General features: G+C 66.2%; 18 protein-coding genes. 12 read left to right on the forward strand and 6 right to left on the reverse strand.

All coding sequences use genetic code 11. The features are described from left to right. The 11 genes from GORHZ_RS18350 to GORHZ_RS18400 form a co-directional block, all read left to right on the forward strand. Window positions 1-1176, forward strand: a 1176-nt coding sequence (locus tag GORHZ_RS18350; protein ID WP_006335635.1) for an ANL family adenylate-forming protein, incomplete at its 5' end; no start/stop codon positions are given. Next, a complete protein-coding gene (locus GORHZ_RS18355; RefSeq protein WP_006335636.1) occupies window positions 1173-1988 on the forward strand; it encodes an enoyl-CoA hydratase/isomerase family protein in 816 nt (271 codons plus the stop codon). The genes GORHZ_RS18350 and GORHZ_RS18355, both read left to right, overlap by 4 nt. Before the next feature lie 49 nt (window positions 1989-2037). Then, window positions 2038-3225, forward strand: a complete 1188-nt coding sequence (locus tag GORHZ_RS18360; RefSeq protein WP_006335637.1) for an acyl-CoA dehydrogenase family protein — start codon at window positions 2038-2040, stop codon at window positions 3223-3225. A gap of 194 nt (window positions 3226-3419) precedes the next feature. Next, the gene (locus GORHZ_RS18365; RefSeq protein WP_006335638.1) at window positions 3420-4934 is read left to right on the forward strand and encodes a class I adenylate-forming enzyme family protein; all 1515 of its coding nucleotides are present in this window, start codon (window positions 3420-3422) and stop codon (window positions 4932-4934) included. A 60-nt stretch (window positions 4935-4994) separates the two neighbouring features. After that, window positions 4995-6143, forward strand: a complete 1149-nt coding sequence (locus tag GORHZ_RS18370; protein WP_006335639.1) for a thiolase family protein — start codon at window positions 4995-4997, stop codon at window positions 6141-6143. A 95-nt stretch (window positions 6144-6238) separates the two neighbouring features. Continuing rightward, the gene (locus tag GORHZ_RS18375) at window positions 6239-7468 is read left to right on the forward strand and encodes a CaiB/BaiF CoA transferase family protein (RefSeq protein ID WP_006335640.1); all 1230 of its coding nucleotides are present in this window, start codon (window positions 6239-6241) and stop codon (window positions 7466-7468) included. Between the two features lie 14 nt (window positions 7469-7482). Then, a complete protein-coding gene (locus GORHZ_RS18380; RefSeq protein WP_006335641.1) occupies window positions 7483-7683 on the forward strand; it encodes a ferredoxin in 201 nt (66 codons plus the stop codon). A 5-nt stretch (window positions 7684-7688) separates the two neighbouring features. Beyond that, window positions 7689-8885: a CaiB/BaiF CoA transferase family protein gene (locus tag GORHZ_RS18385; protein WP_006335643.1), complete on the forward strand. Its 1197-nt coding sequence runs from the start codon at window positions 7689-7691 to the stop codon at window positions 8883-8885. Further along, the gene (locus GORHZ_RS18390; protein ID WP_006335652.1) at window positions 8872-10023 is read left to right on the forward strand and encodes a thiolase family protein; all 1152 of its coding nucleotides are present in this window, start codon (window positions 8872-8874) and stop codon (window positions 10021-10023) included. The genes GORHZ_RS18385 and GORHZ_RS18390 overlap by 14 nt, the downstream gene beginning before the upstream one ends. Before the next feature lie 45 nt (window positions 10024-10068). Further along, complete coding sequence (locus GORHZ_RS18395) at window positions 10069-11229, forward strand: acyl-CoA dehydrogenase family protein (protein ID WP_006335654.1); 1161 nt, start codon at window positions 10069-10071, stop codon at window positions 11227-11229. A gap of 43 nt (window positions 11230-11272) precedes the next feature. Next, a complete protein-coding gene (locus GORHZ_RS18400; RefSeq protein WP_006335656.1) occupies window positions 11273-11479 on the forward strand; it encodes a phenylacetaldoxime dehydratase family protein in 207 nt (68 codons plus the stop codon). Between the two features lie 95 nt (window positions 11480-11574). Here GORHZ_RS18400 and GORHZ_RS18405 read toward each other — a convergent pair whose 3' ends face one another. From GORHZ_RS18405 to GORHZ_RS18425, 6 genes are all read right to left on the reverse strand, one after another. Beyond that, window positions 11575-12339: an SDR family NAD(P)-dependent oxidoreductase gene (locus GORHZ_RS18405; RefSeq protein ID WP_006335659.1), complete on the reverse strand. Its 765-nt coding sequence runs from the start codon at window positions 12337-12339 to the stop codon at window positions 11575-11577. Window positions 12340-12368: 29 nt separating this feature from the next. Then, window positions 12369-13133 carry an SDR family NAD(P)-dependent oxidoreductase gene (locus GORHZ_RS18410; protein WP_006335661.1) on the reverse strand — a complete coding sequence of 255 codons (765 nt, stop codon included), beginning with the start codon at window positions 13131-13133 and terminating at the stop codon, window positions 12369-12371. Between the two features lie 32 nt (window positions 13134-13165). Beyond that, window positions 13166-13318, reverse strand: a complete 153-nt coding sequence (locus tag GORHZ_RS31410; protein WP_217998342.1) for a VOC family protein — start codon at window positions 13316-13318, stop codon at window positions 13166-13168. Between the two features lie 20 nt (window positions 13319-13338). After that, window positions 13339-13485: a VOC family protein gene (locus GORHZ_RS31415; protein ID WP_217998343.1), complete on the reverse strand. Its 147-nt coding sequence runs from the start codon at window positions 13483-13485 to the stop codon at window positions 13339-13341. 37 nt (window positions 13486-13522) lie between these two features. Then, window positions 13523-14092, reverse strand: a complete 570-nt coding sequence (locus GORHZ_RS18420) for a cupin domain-containing protein (protein ID WP_006335663.1) — start codon at window positions 14090-14092, stop codon at window positions 13523-13525. 191 nt (window positions 14093-14283) lie between these two features. After that, complete coding sequence (locus tag GORHZ_RS18425; protein WP_006335664.1) at window positions 14284-15171, reverse strand: LysR family transcriptional regulator; 888 nt, start codon at window positions 15169-15171, stop codon at window positions 14284-14286. 157 nt (window positions 15172-15328) lie between these two features. Between GORHZ_RS18425 and GORHZ_RS18430 the strand changes: the two genes are divergently transcribed. Next, complete coding sequence (locus GORHZ_RS18430) at window positions 15329-16546, forward strand: PucR family transcriptional regulator (protein WP_006335665.1); 1218 nt, start codon at window positions 15329-15331, stop codon at window positions 16544-16546. Window positions 16547-16751: the final 205 nt, after the last annotated feature.

Genomic DNA, 16751 nt, shown 5'->3' on the forward strand with positions numbered 1-16751 from the left:
CGTGCCGGGATCTCGGCGGTCACTCCCGAGCGGTGGCTGGAGCTGGTGAGCAAGCCGGTCGAACCGGTCGTTGTCGACGACAGCGATGCACCCGCGGTGATCATCTACACGTCGGGTACGACGGCCGCGCCGAAAGGTGTGCTGCTGCGCAACGAGAACCTCACCTCCTATGTGTTCGGCTCGGTCGAGTTCGCCAACGCCACCGAAGACGAGGCGGCTCTGGTCAGCGTCCCCCCGTATCACATCGCGGCGGTGGCCAATGTGATCAGCAACCTCTACGCCGGACGGCGAACGATGGTGCTCGAACAGTTCACGCCCGAGCAGTGGCTGTCCACGGTGCGCGACGAAGCCGTGACGAACGCACTGGTCGTGCCGACGATGCTCGCGCGCATCGTCGAATCCGAAGCGGACAAGGACATCCCGACGCTGCGGAACCTCGCCTACGGCGGCGCACCGATGCCGTCGCGGGTCATCGAACGTGCTCTCGAACTGTGGCCGCAGGTTGGTTTCGTCAACGCCTACGGCCTGACCGAGACCAGTTCCACGATCGCCGTTCTCGGCCCCGATGACCACCGCGAGGCGATGGTCAGCGACGACGCGAGCATTCGTGCCCGGTTGGGTTCGGTGGGCCGCCCGCTGCCGGGTGTGGTGATCCAGATCCGCGCCGAGGACGGTGAACTGCTCGGGCCGCTCGAGGTGGGCCGGATCTGTGTGGCGGGCGAGCAGGTCTCCGCCGAATATGCGGGTATCGGACGGGTCACCGACGAGCAGGGCTTCTTCGACACGCGGGACAAGGGCTATCTCGACGCCGATGGCTTCCTGTTCGTCGGTGGCCGCGCCGACGACACCATCATCCGCGGTGCCGAGAACATCGCCCCGGCCGAGATCGAGGACGTCATCCTGCGTCATCCCGATGTGCTCGACGTTGCCGTCGTCGGCGTGCCCGACGACGAATGGGGTCAGCGCATCGAAGCGGCGGTTGTACTGCGGCCCGGGGCCGAGGTCGACTCGCATGTGTTGCGCGACCACGTCCGAAAGACGCTGCGCAGCAGCAAGACCCCTGACCGCTTCGTGTACTGGAATGAGGTTCCGCGAACGGAGACGGGCAAACTGGTTCGCCGCCACGTCGTGGACAGGCTCGTCAACGTTCCCGAGTCGGCCAAGGAGTCCGCGTGACACAGACCCGCGACCGGAAGGAGAACCACGTGGACCCTGCCGCCCTGACCACGGTGATCGCCGAATTCGACGAGCACGTCCTGACCATCACCCTCAACCGCCCGGAGCGGATGAACTCGTTCACCAACACCATGCGTGAGGAGTTCCGGCAGATCTGGGCGATGGCCCGTGAAGACGACGACGTGCATGCCATCGTCCTGCGCGGTGCCGGTGAGCGGGCCTTCTCCACCGGGATGGACACCCGCGAGGGAACCTTCATCTCGGACAACGTATTCAGTCGCCAGGATCCCGGAATCGATCTCTCGCCCAAGCAGAACGGGTGCTGGAAGCCGGTGATCAGCGCGGTGCACGGCATGGCCGCCGGCGGCGCGCTGTACTGGCTCAACGAGTCCGACATCATCGTCGCCAGCGATGATGCGCAGTTCTTCGATCCGCATGTGTCCTACGGGCTGGTCGCCGCGCTCGAACCGATCGGCCTCGCCCACCGGATCCCGATCGGTGAGGTGCTTCGGATGGTCCTGCTCGGTCTCGACGAACGGATGTCGGCACAGCGAGCGCGCGAGATCGGGTTCGTCAGCGAGGTCGTGTCCAGGGCCGATCTGTGGCCGCGCGCCGACCAACTGGCACGCCGGATCGCGGCGAAGCCGCCCGCGGCCATTCAGGGCAGTGTCCGGGCCATCTGGGAGTCCCGCGACACCGGGCGGTCGCAGGCGCTGGCCACCGGGATGGCGTACACGTCGCTGGGCAATCCGATCGGCAAGGCACAGGTGGTCCGGTCGGAGGTCGCGACGCGGGAGTACGAGGTGCGATGAGCGCCGGAATCGTCGCTGCGCGCGGTGACATGATGCGAAGTGGTCGGCCATGAAGTACGGGATGACAGCAGAACTCGACGAGTTCCGGGTCGAGGTGCGCGATTTCGTCCAGCGTCACGCGCCGGCGATCCCGCCCAAGGCGGGGGTGCGCAGCGCCGAGGACACCGAGGAACTCGCTCTGCTCAAGGAGTGGACCCGGGCGCTGTTCGAGGCCGGGTACATCGGTGGTGCCTGGCCGCGCGAGTACGGCGGCAACGGACCCGACCACCAACTCGAGCGTGATGTCGTCGTGGGCGAGGAGATCGCCCGCCACCGTGCCCCCGCCCCCGTCCAGGGCGCGGCGAACCTCGTGGCGAATGCGCTGATCGATCACGGCACGGACCAGCAGCGCGATGCCTACCTCGCGGGCATCCGCTCGGGCGAGTACATCTTCTGTCAGCTGTTCAGCGAGCCCGGGTCGGGAAGTGACCTGGCGTCGCTGCGCACCCGGGCGACGAAGCTCGACGACGGACGGTTCCGCATCACCGGACAGAAGGTCTGGACCACGAACGCGCAGTGGGCCGACTACGGGTATCTGCTCGCTCGCACGGACCCGGATGCTCCCAAGCACAAGGGAATCAGCGCGTTCCTCGTCGACATGAGCCTGCCCGGCATCGATGTGCGGCCGTTGCGCGAGATGACCGGTACCGCCGACTTCAACGAGGTCTTCCTCGACGACGTCATGGTGGAGGCCGACGCGATGATCGGTGACATCAACGAGGGCTGGCGGATTGCCAATTCCAGTCTCGCGCATGAGCGTTCCGGGGTGGCCAACAACGCGGTCCGGCTGCAGCGCAACGTCGCCGCCCTCATCGACCTGGCCGGCAAGGTGCAGCGACGTGGTCGCCCAGCCATCGAGGACGACGCGGTTCGGGATCGTCTCGGTGCGCTCTCGGCGTCCGTCGACGCACTGTCGGCGATGGTTTACGCGGGTCTGACCCGTGTGTCCAACGGCGAGCCCCGAATGAGCGACGCACCGATGGCGAAGCTCATGTTCAGCGAACTCGGAGTGGAGATCGCCTCGTACGCACTCGAGCTGTGCGGCGAGCGGGGGATCGTGGTATCCGGTGACGACGCCGTCGAGGGTGGACGTTGGCAGGACGAATTCCTTTACGCGCGCGCCTATACCATCGCCGGCGGAAGCTCCGAGATCATGCGGAACCTGATCGCCGAGCGTGGCCTGGGTCTCCCTCGCTGAGACCGCCGGCCGCCGGCTGCCGCACGGCGGAAGCGCGAGAGGGGCCCTTGACATAGTTAACTACGTCATATACCTTTTCTGTAGGCTCGACGTAGCGTCCGCTGGTTCGACTCTTCGCGGGGGATGCGAGTCCTGGTCTCATCGGGCCCTGGAGTCCGGTGGTCTTCTGTCACATGCATGAATGGAGGCGCCGCATGTCGGGTATCAGGCAAGCGCTGCGCAAGCTGTGGTCGGCCTCGGACGATGCCCGGATGATCCAGCAGGACGGACGGTGGTACACCTGGGGCGAAGTGCGCTCCCTCGCCGAGAAGATCGACCGTGAGCTGATGGTCGTCCATGCTCTCGAGGGATCGCGGATCGGTGTGGTACTCGGTAACCGGGTCGAGTCGATTGCGGCTCTCGTCGCCGTGCTGGGCAACGGCCGGACGCTGACGACCCTCAACCCCATGCAGCCCGCGGCGCGGGTGTCGGTGGACCTGGAGTCTTCGAAGCCGGACGTGGTGCTCGCGCCCGAGGAACTCTGGATGACCGACGAGTTCAATTCGGCCGCACGGAATGTGGGGATCGACGGGTTCGCCATCGACAGGGATCTCGCACGGCGTTGTGAACGCTCAGGGGGGCCCGCGGTGGCTGCCGATGATGAGTCATCGGCGGGCCCGGTGGCAATCGAGATGTTCACCTCCGGGACGACCGGCCCGCCGAAGCGGGTTCCGTTGACCTGGCGGCAACTCGACGCCGCGATGTCCGCCGTCCACGGCCACGTCGGGGTGGTCGCCGGCGAGCGTGAACCACTCACCGGCAGAGTCGCATTGGTGACCCTGGCCCTCGTGCACATCGGTGGCATGTGGGGTGTGCTGCAGGCGCTGACCGAGGCGCGCCCGTTCGTGCTGCTGCCGAGGTTCACCGTCGAAGGATGGGTCGGCGCAATCGAGGAGCACAAACCGCGGATCGCGAGTCTGCCTCCTGCGGCGATGCGGTCGGTCCTCAACGCGGACGTCCCCGCCGAACGGTTGGCGAGTCTGCGGGCGGTGACGGCCGGCACGACGTTTGTGAGTCCCGATCTCGCCGATGAGTTCATCGGGCGGTACGGGATACCGGTGCTGATCGTGTACGGCGCCACGGAGTTCTCCGGCGCGGTGGCCGGCTGGACCAAACCGATGCACGGCAAGTGGTGGTCGCGTAAGCGTGGCAGTGTCGGACGCGCCTTCCCCGGAGTGCAGTTGCGGGTCGTCGATGACGAGGGAAACGTGTTGTCCACCGGCGAGACCGGCCGACTCGAGGTGTGTTCGGGACAAACCGGATCGGGCACGGGCGACTGGGTCCGCACCAGCGACCTCGCGCATCTCGACGCCGACGACTTCCTCTATATCGACGGTCGCGCCGACGACGCGATCCTCCGGGGCGGATTCAAGGTGCAGCCAGAGGTGGTGGCGAACGCCTTACGGTCGCATCCCGCGGTTCTCGACGCCTCGGTCTTCGGCAGAGCTGACGAACGGCTCGGACAGGTGCCGGTCGCAGTAGTGGAGTTGGTCGACGGCCAGAGTATCGGCGAAACGGAATTGAAGGACCACGTGCGGGCGCACCTCACCGCGTATGAGGTTCCGGTCGCCATCCACGCGGTCGAATCCCTGCCGCGCAGTGTCTCTCTCAAGGTCGACCGCAGACGACTGCTCGAACTCGTTGCCGAACTGGAAGCGTCGACCGCGTGAGTCCGAGGTCACACATCGAACCGCGTGACGCCGGTCGACAGCCGTAACAAGGAGGATCGCATGTCTGCAGTCATCGTCGAAGCCGTACGTACCCCGGTCGGTCGCCGCAACGGCGCCCTCTCGGGAATTCACCCGGTCGAACTGTCCGCGCATGTGCTCCGGGCGCTCGTCGAACGGGCCGGGGTGGATGCGGATGTCGTTGATGACGTCATCTGGGGCTGCGTGCAGCAGGTCTCCGAGCAGGCCATCGACATCGCCCGCACCGCGGTGCTGAGCGCCGGCTGGCCCGAGTCGATCCCCGGCGTCACGGTCGATCGGCAGTGCGGGTCATCCCAGCAGGCACTCAACTTCGCCGTCGCATCGGTGCAGGCTGGACATTACGACGTGGTCGTGGCCGGTGGCGTGGAGTCGATGTCTCGGGTGCCGATGGGGTCCTCGACGACGATCGGCGGGAGTCCTTTCAGTGAGAGCTACCGTGACCGCTACGACGGCGTCATCCCGAATCAGGGTGTCGGAGCGGAGATGATCGCGAGCAAATGGGGCTTCTCGCGCACCGAGGTGGACGCATACGCGGCGCGGTCCCATGAGCGCGCCGCGGCCGCCCAGGACGCGGGGTGGCTGGCCGACCAGATCGTCCCGGTGGCCACACCGGACGGCGTGATCACTGCCGACGAGGGCATCCGTCGTGGTACCACCGTCGAGACGCTGGCGACGCTGAAGCCGGTGTTCGACGAGAACGGTGTCATCCACGCCGGCAACGCCTCGCAGATATCCGACGGATCGGCCGCACTGCTGGTGATGAGCGAGGATGCTGCGCGTCGGTACGCTCTGCGGCCGATTGCCCGCGTGCACACCGCCGTGGTCACGGGTTCGGACCCGGTGATCATGCTGACCGGACCGATATCCGCCACCGAGAAGGCGCTGGCCAGGTCCGGTCTGAGCCTGGCCGATGTCGGGGCGTTCGAGGTGAACGAGGCCTTCGCACCGGTCCCGATGGCGTGGCAACGCGAGATCGGCGCCGATGACGCAGTGCTCAATCCGAACGGCGGTGCCATCGGGTTCGGCCATCCGCTGGGTGGATCCGGCGCGCGGATACTGACCGATCTCATTTTCCACATGCGCCGCAACGGCATCCGCTTCGGACTGCAGACCATGTGCGAGGGCGGCGGCCAGGCCAACGCCACCATTCTCGAATTACTCGGCGACTGATCCGGTCTCACCAGCCGGGAAGCGGACTTTCGCGGGTGCGGTCCGACCGGCAACGCTCTTCGAATCAACGACCACAGAAACTGTGAGGAGACGACATGCACCGTCCGATGGAGGGCGTCCGCATACTCGAGGTGGCCCAGTTCACCTTCGTCCCCGCCGCCGGTGCGGTGCTCGCGGATTGGGGTGCGAGCATCGTCAAGATCGAGCATGCCGAGAAGGGCGATGCCCAGCGCGGTTTGGTCCGAGTGCTGGGCTATGACGCGGGAGGTTCGTCGTTCTCGCCGATCATGGAGGGTCCGAATCGCGGTAAGCGCAGCGTGGGACTCGCCCTGGAGCGTCCGGAGTCCCGGCCGGTGCTGGAGGAACTGGTCCGCAACAGCGACGTATTCCTCACCAATTTTCTGCCGAACGCCCGGGGCAAACTGGGCATCACGCTCGAGGACATCCGGGCGATCAATCCCGACATCATCTACGTGTCCGGCAGCGGTTTCGGTACCGAAGGGCCCGACTGCGAGAAGGGCGGCTACGACTCGACCGCGTTCTGGGCGCGTGGCGGCAGCGCGTTCGGCACAACTCCGGGCGGTGCCGACCGGGTCAGCTTCATGCCGGCCGGGGCATACGGGGACAACATCGGCGGGATGACCATCGCAGGGGGGATCGCGGCTGCGCTCTACGGGCGCGCGATGACCGGCGAGACCTCGGAACTCGACGTCTCGCTGCTCGCCGTGGGCGCCTGGGCCACCCAGTTCACCGTGAACATGGCGCTGATGCGCGGTGAGGCCTTGCCTGCGCAATCGGCGCAGCGGCGTTCGGCCGCTGCGGGCAACCCGCTCTCCGGTGCGTACCGGACAGCCGATGGACGCTGGATTCAGCTGTCGATGTTGCAGGCGGGACGGTACTGGCCGGAGTTCTGTCGGGCGATCGGCCATGACGAACTCGTCGACGACGAGCGTTTCGCAACCGATGCATTGATCAGCCAGAACCACGCCGACGCGATGGACATCTTCGCCGTGGTCATCTCCACGCAGCCGCTGGAGCATTGGCGGGCCGCACTCAAGGACATCCGCGGACAGTGGGCCGTGGTGCAGGATTCATGGGAGATCGGCAACGACGAAGCGTTGATCGCCAACGGTCGGATCACCGAGGTCCTCGATGCCGAGGGCAACCCGCGCAAGCTGGTCGCGAACCCGGTCAAGTTCGACAACACCAGCGTCGATGTCACCCGGGCGCCCGCGTTCGCCGAACACACCGACGAGGTGCTGCGTGAGCTCGGATTCGACGACGATCAGCTGATCGCGTTGAAGGTCGCCGGAGCGGTGACCTGAGGACGCAACGAGGAATGGAGAAGGCGATGAAAGTCAGTATCGACCTGGACAAGTGTGCCGGCCACGCGCGCTGTTTCGCGGCTTCGCCGGAGCTGTTCGACCTCGACGACGACGGCTACGCACTCAATGCCGAGATCGACATTCCAGCAGGAAGGGAAGCGACGGCACTCGAAGCTGTCGCGGCCTGCCCCGAACGTGCGATCGAGAACCATTGAACGTCGTGCCGACGCCACACACCGCCGACGACATCCCGGGCATGGAGGCGGAGTCATGTTGTGCCACTGGGCCTCTGAGTGGCCTGCGGGTGGTGGAGTTCCTCGGCCTCGGTCCAGCGCCGTTCGGCTGCATGCTACTGGCGGATCTCGGGGCGGAGGTCATCACCCTGCGCCGTCCGGGATCGTCGGTGCCCGCACTGGTGCGCAATCGCGAGACGCTGGAGGTCGACCTCACCGACGAGGACGAATGCACGAAGGTCCGGGGACTCATCGCGGCCGCCGACGTCCTGGTGGAGGGTTTCCGGCCGCGGGTGATGGAGCGGCTCGGGCTGGGACCCGACGATGTGCGCACCCGCGAGTCGGGTCTGATCTATGCGCGGATGACCGGCTGGGGTCAGACCGGACCGCTGGCGCATACCGCGGGGCACGACCTGAACTACATCGCGGTGACCGGGGCGCTGCACCTCGCCACCAGATCCGGGAGCGCGCCGCTTGCACCGGCGAACCTGCTCGGCGACTTCGGTGGCGGGGCGATGTACCTGGTCACGTCCGTTCTGGCCGCCCTGCACGAACGCAGCCGAACAGGGGAGGGCGCGGTGCTCGACGTCTCGATCCTCGACGGAACCACCTACCTGACGTCGATGCAACACGAGTACCGGGCCCGCGGAACGTGGTCCGACGTCGCCGGGACCAACCGTCTCGACACGGGCGCGCCCTACTACGACGTGTACCCCTGCGCGGATGGGCATTTCGTCGCGGTCGGGGCGCTCGAGCAGCCGTTCTTCGTCGTCCTGCTCGAGGTGCTCGAACTCGATCCCGAATTGGCCGAGGGCCGCGAGGACCCGTCGAACTGGCCGGCACTACGGGAGGCGATCGGGGCCGCGCTGCGTACTCGCACTCGTGACGAGTGGGCCCGTTGTGCCGAGGGCACTGACGCGTGTCTGACCCCGGTCCTGGACCTGTCCGAGGCGCCGGCGCATCCGCAGGTGGCGCACCGGGAGGTGTTGGCTGCTGGTGGTGATGGGCACTGGACCCCGCGCCTCCCAAGCGGTTTCGTGGAACGACCCGCGAGCGTGGAGAAGCTTCTGCGGAATTGGCGGCGGGCAAGCGGTGACGACCCCGAGGCGGTCACCGCTGCACCAGCACAGCGCAACCGTTGGGCATCTGCCCGAACACGACAGGAGAATCATGTCGAGCCGTGACGCGGTCATCGTCGAGGCAGTCCGCACCCCCATCGGCAAACGAAACGGATCGCTCGCCGAGGTTCATGCCGTCGATCTGTCGGCTCTGATCTTGCGTGAACTCGTGGCACGCACCGGGATCGATCCCGGCGAGGTCGACGACGTGATGTGGGGTTGTGTGACGCAGCTCGGTGATCAATCGAGCAATGTCGGGCGGTTCGCCGTGCTCGCCGCCGGGTGGCCCGACTCGGTCCCCGCGGTGACGATCAACCGCGCCTGCGGGTCCAGTCAGCAGGCCATCGAGTCCGCGGCCCATGCGGTGATCGCGGGAGCGTACGAGATCGCGGTCGCCGGTGGTGTCGAGTCCATGTCGCGTGTACCACTCGGTGCGACCCGGCAGTCCGGATTCCCGTACGGCCAGAGCGTGCTCGACCGTTACGGTGTCGACGGGCTGGACCAGGGGGCGGGCGCGGAGATGATCGCCGGGAAGTGGGGGCTGTCGCGTCGTCAGCTCGACGACTACGCCTCGGGGTCCCACGAACTCGCCGCCGCCGCGATCGATCGGGGCGCGTTCGATTCCCAGATCATCGCGGTCGACCTGGGCGATCGGATATTCACCACCGACGAGGGCCTACGTCGCGGTACCACGCCGGAGAAGCTCGCCACACTCAAGCCGTCCTTCCGTGCGGACGGGGTGATCCACGCCGGCAACGCCTCTCAAATCTCTGACGGCGCGGCAGGCGTCATGATCATGACCTCTCAACGGGCCTCAGAACTCCGCCTACGGCCGATTGCGCGCATCGTGGCCGGGTCGGTGGTCGGGGACGACCCGGTCATGATGCTCACGGGGCCGATCCCGGCGACCCAGAAGCTGCTCGCGCGTACCGGCCTGTCGATCGACGACATCGGCGCGATGGAGATCAACGAGGCGTTCGCGCCCGTGCCGTTGGCCTGGCAGATCGAGTTGGGCGCCGATCCCGATCGGGTGAATCCGGTGGGCGGTGCCATCGCGGTCGGTCATCCGCTCGGTGCATCGGGGGCCATTCTGGCAACCCGACTGATAAACCACATGCGGGACAGGGGTATTCGCTACGGTCTGCAGTCCATGTGCGAGGGCGGGGGAACGGCCAACGCTACTTTGTACGAGTTGATCGACTGACGGCGGATTGCGACAACCCGCCGGAAGCCGGACGAAGGAGACGACATGACGCCGCGATTCTACGATGATGACCACGAAGCCTTCCGCGAGGTCGTCGGCGACTTCGTCGCGCGCGACGTGGCGCCGAATCTGGATGTGTGGGAGGAGAATCGGGAAACCGGTCGCGAGGTGTGGAAGTCCGCCGGCGCGTTGGGAATCCTCGGTCTCCGGTTCCCCGATGAGTTCGGGGGTGGTGGCTCGCGGGACTATCGGTTCCGGTGTGTCGTCCAGGAGGAGCTCGCACGAGTCGGTGCCGCCGCGCTGGCGTCGGGATTTTCGATCAACGAGGACATCGTCGGCTCTTACCTCAACGAGCTGGGTACCGACGAACAGAAGCGCCAATGGTTGCCCGGGATGGCCCAGGGTGATGTGGTCGCCTCGATCGCCATGTCCGAACCCGCGGCCGGCAGCGATCTGCGCGGGATGAAGACCACGGCGGTGCGAGACGGCGAAGAATGGGTCATCAACGGCGCCAAGACCTTCATCACCAGCGGCTACTCGTCGGACGTGGTATTGACCGCCGCCCGGACAGGGGAGAAGGACGGCCGACCGCGACTGTCACTCATCCTCGTCCCGACCACCACCCCGGGTTTCACGCGCGGTCGGAAGCTGCGCAAGCTCGGGCTGCACGCGCAGGACACCGCCGAGATCTCGTTCGCGGATGTTCGTGTCCCGGTGAGCAATCTGGTCGGTGAGGAGGGGAGAGGATTCCATCACCTCACCGCACAATTACCGCTGGAACGCCTCTCGATAGCGTGGCGGGCGCTGACGGCCGCCGAGGCCGCGCTCGACTGGACCGTCCGATACACGAGTGAACGCGAGGCGTTCGGCTCACGGATCATCGATTTCCAGAACACCCGGTTCAAGCTCGCGGAGATGACCACCGAGGTCGAGATCACCAGAGCTTTTCTCGAACAGGGCATCCGAGCCCTCAACGATGGCGAGTTCGACGCTACGCTCGGCGCGAAGGCCAAATGGTGGACGACCGAGTTGCAGAACCGCATCATCAACGGTTGCCTGCAGATGCATGGCGGCTATGGATACATGGACGAATACCCGATCTCGCGTGCGTATGCAGACGCGCGGGTGCAGACGATCGTCGGTGGCACCACCGAGATCATGAAGGAGATCATCGGGCGGGACCTTGCGAGCCGCTACGCCCGCTGAAAACAGCCGGCCTCTGCCCCTGCTCCGGTAGATGAGCTGGTGGGTGGACACTGCTTCCCTGGAGGAGTGGGCGGCTTCGCACCCGACGCACCTGAAGATCTACGGCGACGCGATGCGTCATCTGTCGACCTTCGGGCCCGAGACCCGGCTGCGTCTCTACCACGAGGTGACGGTGCCCGCCGGCACCGAGCAGCGATTCGGATATCTCGGCTGCCACGACCGGACGGGGTTGTTGCGCGTGGTCGTGTGACACGGGAGCGAGAGCGGGGTCCTCGGGTGGCGACCAACCATCCGAGGGCCCCGCTCTTGTCACAGACAAATGACGCTCGCACAGGGTGTTTCGGGTCAGGCGGTCGTTCCGCCGTCGGTGGTGAGGATCGCGCCGTTGACGAACGACGCCTCATCCGACATCAGCCATGCGACAGCCTTGGCGACCTCGTCCGGCGTGCCGTAGCGGCCGAGCGGGATCAGCGAGACGAGCTGGTCGTGGACCTGGTCGGCATGGCCGGGGGACCACTGCTCCTCGAGGCTGGTGATCATCCGGGTGGAGATCTGCCCGGGAGCGATGGCGTTGACCCGGACACCGTGCGGGCCCGCCTCGATCGCCGCGCTCCGCGTCAGGCCCACCACGGCATGTTTGCTCGCCACATAGGACGACAGCAGCGGCACGCCTTCGAGGCCGGCCTGGCTGGCGGTGTTGACGATCGTTCCGCGGCCCTGGGCGTACAGGATGGGCAGGACTGCGCGCATGCCGAGGTAGACGCTGCCCGCGTTGATCGTGAGCACCCGGGCGAAGTCGGCGGGGTCGCCGGTATCGATGCTGGATGCCTTTCCCTCGACACCGGCATTGTTGTGGAGGTGGTCGATCCGTCCGAAGTGTTGCTGTGTGGCCTGCACGTAGGAGTCAACTCCTTCGGGGGTCGACACGTCGGCGGCCATCGCCAGGCAGGGGTCGCCGAGCTCGGCTGCCAGCGACTTCACCGACGTCTCGTCGAGGTCGACCGCGCAGACGTTGAGTCCGCGGGCGACGAGCGTCCGGACGGTCGCGGCGCCGATGCCGCCACCGGCGCCGGTGACGATGGCGACCTGAGTGTCTGAAGTATCTGTCATCGGATTGTCTCCCAAAGGGTGTGGTGACGTCACTGGGCGGTGTATCCGCCGTCGACGAGGAACAGCTGTCCGGTGGTGAACGCGGCCGCGTCGGAGGCGAGGAAGGCCATCGTGCCGGCGACGTCGCGGGGTGACGCCGTTCGCCCGAGCGGGTGCTGGGCGGCCATCGCCTCCCACTGGGCGTCGTCGTCGATCTTGTCGGCGGTGAACCCGACGCGGGAGAAGCTCGGACCCACGGCGTTGACCCGGATACCGTGCGGACCGTACTCCACTGCCGCTGCACGGGTCAGACCCAGAACGCCGTGCTTCGCCGCGACGTAGGCGCTGATGGTCGGCATCGCGACGGTACTCATGATCGATGCGGTGTTGATGATGGAGCCGCGGGCGCCGAGGTCCACCATGGCGGCGAGTTCCGCTCGGAGACAATAGAACACACTGTTGAGATTGACGTCCATGACGTGTCGCCAGGTGTCGACCGGGTACTCGGCGAGCGGCACCATGTCGCCGCCGATGCCGGCGTTGTTGACGGCGACGTCGAGTCGGCCCCGGTCCTTGACGAGATCGCTGACCATGTTCGCGACGGCGTCCGGATCGGTGAGGTCGACGACGTTCAGGGTCGCCGAGCCGCCGGCCGCCGCGATCTCATCGACGGTCTGTTGACCGCTGGCGGCGTCGCGGTCGACGACGGCGACGTATGCGCCGCCGGCCGCCAGCTCGGCGCTGATGGCTCGGCCGAATCCGCCGCCGGCCCCGGTGACCAGGGCAGTCATGCCATCGAAGTGCGTTGTGGTCATGGGATATTCCTCAGGTGAAAGGGATGGCGGGGTCAACGATTCGCCCACGTCTGATCGAAGGTGGCCGAGCTGATCTCGAGGATGTTGCGGAACGGGTCCTCGCAGTACACGACATCGCGGCCGGGAAAGAGTGTCCAGACCTTGCTGCGCTGGCGGCCGCCGTTGGCCGTGATGTGGTTGGCCAACCACGTCACGTCGGGCCAGGTCAGGCAGACGTGGAAGGGGCCGGGCCACCCAGCACGGTCATCTGCAGGACCTGCTGGTACCACCTGACCGCCTCGTCGAGGTCACCGACGGTGATGCCGACATGGTTGAAGGCCGGGGACGTGGGGAGGGGATTGGTCTGTGTCATGCGTGCTCGCCTTCGTCTGCTGGTCGCTGTCGCGTCATCACTGCAGATCCGTGGAGCCGTAGGAGTAGTCGACGAGCTGGGTGTTGTGCACGGCGTTGTTGTCCTTGGCCATGTAATAGTGCAGGCGCGCATCGCCGACCACGGCGAGCTGACCGTCGTCGGTATATCCGCCGATCGGGCCGTCGAACATCGCGAGCATCACGCAGCCGGTCTCGGTGGCGAAGGGCTGGTGGACGGTGCCGGCGGTTTCCACGGTGAACGAACCCGGCGTGCCCTTGTCCGGGATGGTCTCGCCGTCGATGGTGACGGTGCCGTCGTAGTAGTAGAAGCCGCCCTCCAGGATGTAGACCTGCAGGTTGCCGATGTGCCAGTGCGAGGTGGCCTGGATGTTCGGATCCACCTGCAGGAGAATCGTGAACGCGCCGGTGACGAGGTTGCAGTAAAGGAGTTTGTAGCGGGTGCCGGGCATCAGCCAGTCGGTCCACTCGGTCTCGTCCATGGTGTAGAAGTCGCGACGATCGCCCTTGGGGGTGTTGCCCGGACTGGTCATCCAGAACAGTGGATTGCGTGCGGGTGCGGTGATCGGGGAATTCTCGACAGCAGTCATGGGGTTCTCCAAACAGGTGATCGGCGAATGGTGTTGGTACACATGATCGTTGTTGGACTGAACGATCTGAGTGACGTGTACTACTGTGCCGCGCGAATGTGAGTTGGACCAGGTCGTAGATACCAACGAGCGGTAAGGCGCGCTAATCGGATCGGGGCTTCGCCACAACAGCCGGACGCCGGCCGGTGGTCTCATGCAGACGTGGCGATCTCCGATACCAACTGTTCGAGGTTCTTGACAGCCTCGCGGGTGTCGTCGTTCCGGACGGCCAGCAGCACGTGATTCGGTGAGAGGTCGCGGACGGTGACGAACCTGACCTGTGGGTGTGCGTAGAACTTTGACACCGATTCCGCTGTGATCGCGATGCCGCGGCCGCCGGCGCAGTTCTCCAGCATCTCCTCGACGGATGAGATGGCGGGACCGCGTAGGATCGGACGCCCGTCCGGGCGCGGGTTGACCAGCCAGTAGTCGACCCACTCGGGGGTACCGGTCGCGCTCGGCATGAATCGCTCGTCGGCGATGTCGGAGAACTGGATGGAGTCCTCATGTGCGAGGGGGTGAGCGGAAGGGAGCATCGCGACGCGGTCCTCCGCGAGGACGGTTGTGAAGCGGAGGCCCTCGACTGTTGCGGGCTCACGGACGAAGGACGCATCGACCCGACTGTCGAGCACGGCGCGCGTCTGGTCGGCCCAGTCGAGATGGTGGAGCTCGATATCGAGCCGAAGCGGCTGCGTTCGAGCGGCCTGCAGGATTCGTTGCGTGAGATCGCCGGCCGCGGTCGACATGAATCCCACGCGCAGCCGGGCCCGGGATGGTGTGCTGTTTTCGGCCCATGCGACGATCGCGTCGTTGGCATCGACGGCTGCCCGTGCGAGTGACATCAACTCGATGCCGTGGGCGGTGAGGTCGACAGAGCGTGATGTCCGTCGGAAGAGTTCGACACCAAGGCTGCTTTCCAGCTGCCGAATCTGTTGACTCAGAGCCGGACTGGTGATGTAGAGGCGCTCGGCGGCACGTCGGAAATGACGTTCCTCGGCCACGGCGAGGAAATAGCGGAGCGTGCGGGGGTTGATGTCCATCTGCGTCCTTCAGCCTCGCATTCTATAGCTCGGAACCGTCCTGAGCACCACGTTTGGAAGCTCGTGGGTTCCGCGCAGAATTGTTATAACTGAATGATCGGTCGGTAACATCCGCGCCCTGGTGTGTGAACAGACGACCGGAGAGGAGGTGTGGCACGTGAGCGAGCGGCCGGCCGGGCGGCCGTCACACGATACGCCGCCGGAACTGCAGACGATTGTCGATGACCTGGCCGGCGCGATCGGACGCGCCGCGGTGATCAATGACACCGACCTGAAGGTGCTGGCGGCAAGTGCCCAGGGCGAGCCGATCGATCGCGCGCGGGTGGAATCGATCCTCAGTCGCCGGACACCCGAACCGGTCAAGGACTATGCCTTCTCACTCGGGATCTTCGACACCGAGGTCCCGGTGGTGGTCCCCGAGCATCCTGGTCTGGGAATACTCCGGCGCCTGTGCGTGCCACTGCGCCACGGCGCCGAGCGATACGGGTTCCTGTGGATCATCCTCGGCGCGCACGATGTCGGGGATGCCGATCGCCAGGTGATCCGGGACAGCGCGGAACGTGCCTCCGAGGCGTTCCACGCGCAGCGGACCGCTGCCGCCGCCGGGCGGGCCGAGCGGGCATCGATGCTGCTCGAGGCCATCTTGTCGGCTGGTCCCGAAGACATCTCGCAGTTGGTGGACGAATTCTCGGACGTGGTCCCGATCGAAGCCGACCAGCAGTTCGTGCTGCATGTATACCGCGATGCGGTGGGGACGAGGGCGGATCACGCAGGCTCGCAGGCCGACGGTCGCGGGCAACGCATCCCGTCACGCCGCCCCGGTGTGATTGTGGTCGAAGGGGCCTCGGAGACCGTCGCGCTGACGAGGTCGGCCGCCTCGCTGCGGGCACCCGAGCCGTCCCCGATCACCGGTGGTGATTACGACGGCCACGGAGTCAGCAAGCCGTTCAACGACATTCGGGACGTCAGGCAGGCGCGGGACGAGGCACGGTTCGCCGCACTCGTCGCCGCGGTCGTCCCGGAGTTCGCGGGCTCGGCAGGCTATGCTGATCTCGGCGGGTGGCTCCTGTTCGAGCGGTTGCCGTGGACTCGCGACTGCGTCCGGAGCATCTCGACGGCGGCCGCCGAGCTCATCGTCCCGGGCAGGGAGATGCTGCTCGAAACGGTCAGCACGTACCTGTCCAATGCCGGTGACGCGTCGGCGACCATCGCCGACCTCCGCGTGCACCGGACCACTTTCTACTATCGGATGGACAAGGTTCGCCAGGTCATCGGCGACGTTCTCGAGGACGGGTGGTCGAGTTCGGCCCTGCACGCCGCATTGAAGCTGTATCAGCTGGTCCTCGCGGTCGAGGCCCGAGGCTCCGACCGCTGAGCACCGCCACTCAGCAGGCGTTCCTACATTTGTAGGAACGATTTCGGATCGCTGGCCGATGACGGCCCTCACAGTCGACTCCTAGTGTTGTGCACACGACAAAGGAGCAGGATGTGGCAGTGAAACAGCAATCCGCACAGCGCAATACGCGAACTGGGGTCGAATCCGCCGCCGTTACGGCCTCCGGCATCACCAAGGTGTTCGG

Source organism: Gordonia rhizosphera NBRC 16068, assembly GCF_000298195.1.
GTDB classification, from domain to species: domain Bacteria; phylum Actinomycetota; class Actinomycetes; order Mycobacteriales; family Mycobacteriaceae; genus Gordonia; species Gordonia rhizosphera.

Bases quoted from the DNA above. Each gene is read 5' to 3' on its own strand.
- GORHZ_RS31415 (WP_217998343.1), bottom strand. From the start codon at position 13,485: ATGACACAGACCAATCCCCTCCCCACGTCCCCGGCCTTCAACCATGTC.
- GORHZ_RS18375 (WP_006335640.1), top strand. From the start codon at position 6,239: ATGCACCGTCCGATGGAGGGCGTCCGCATACTCGAGGTGGCCCAGTTC.
- GORHZ_RS18365 (WP_006335638.1), top strand. From the start codon at position 3,420: ATGTCGGGTATCAGGCAAGCGCTGCGCAAGCTGTGGTCGGCCTCGGAC.
- GORHZ_RS18370 (WP_006335639.1), top strand. From the start codon at position 4,995: ATGTCTGCAGTCATCGTCGAAGCCGTACGTACCCCGGTCGGTCGCCGC.
- GORHZ_RS18405 (WP_006335659.1), bottom strand. From the start codon at position 12,339: ATGACAGATACTTCAGACACTCAGGTCGCCATCGTCACCGGCGCCGGT.
- GORHZ_RS18380 (WP_006335641.1), top strand. From the start codon at position 7,483: ATGGAGAAGGCGATGAAAGTCAGTATCGACCTGGACAAGTGTGCCGGC.
- GORHZ_RS18360 (WP_006335637.1), top strand. From the start codon at position 2,038: ATGAAGTACGGGATGACAGCAGAACTCGACGAGTTCCGGGTCGAGGTG.
- GORHZ_RS18410 (WP_006335661.1), bottom strand. From the start codon at position 13,133: ATGACCACAACGCACTTCGATGGCATGACTGCCCTGGTCACCGGGGCC.
- GORHZ_RS18395 (WP_006335654.1), top strand. From the start codon at position 10,069: ATGACGCCGCGATTCTACGATGATGACCACGAAGCCTTCCGCGAGGTC.
- GORHZ_RS18390 (WP_006335652.1), top strand. From the start codon at position 8,872: ATGTCGAGCCGTGACGCGGTCATCGTCGAGGCAGTCCGCACCCCCATC.
- GORHZ_RS18425 (WP_006335664.1), bottom strand. From the start codon at position 15,171: ATGGACATCAACCCCCGCACGCTCCGCTATTTCCTCGCCGTGGCCGAG.
- GORHZ_RS18420 (WP_006335663.1), bottom strand. From the start codon at position 14,092: ATGACTGCTGTCGAGAATTCCCCGATCACCGCACCCGCACGCAATCCA.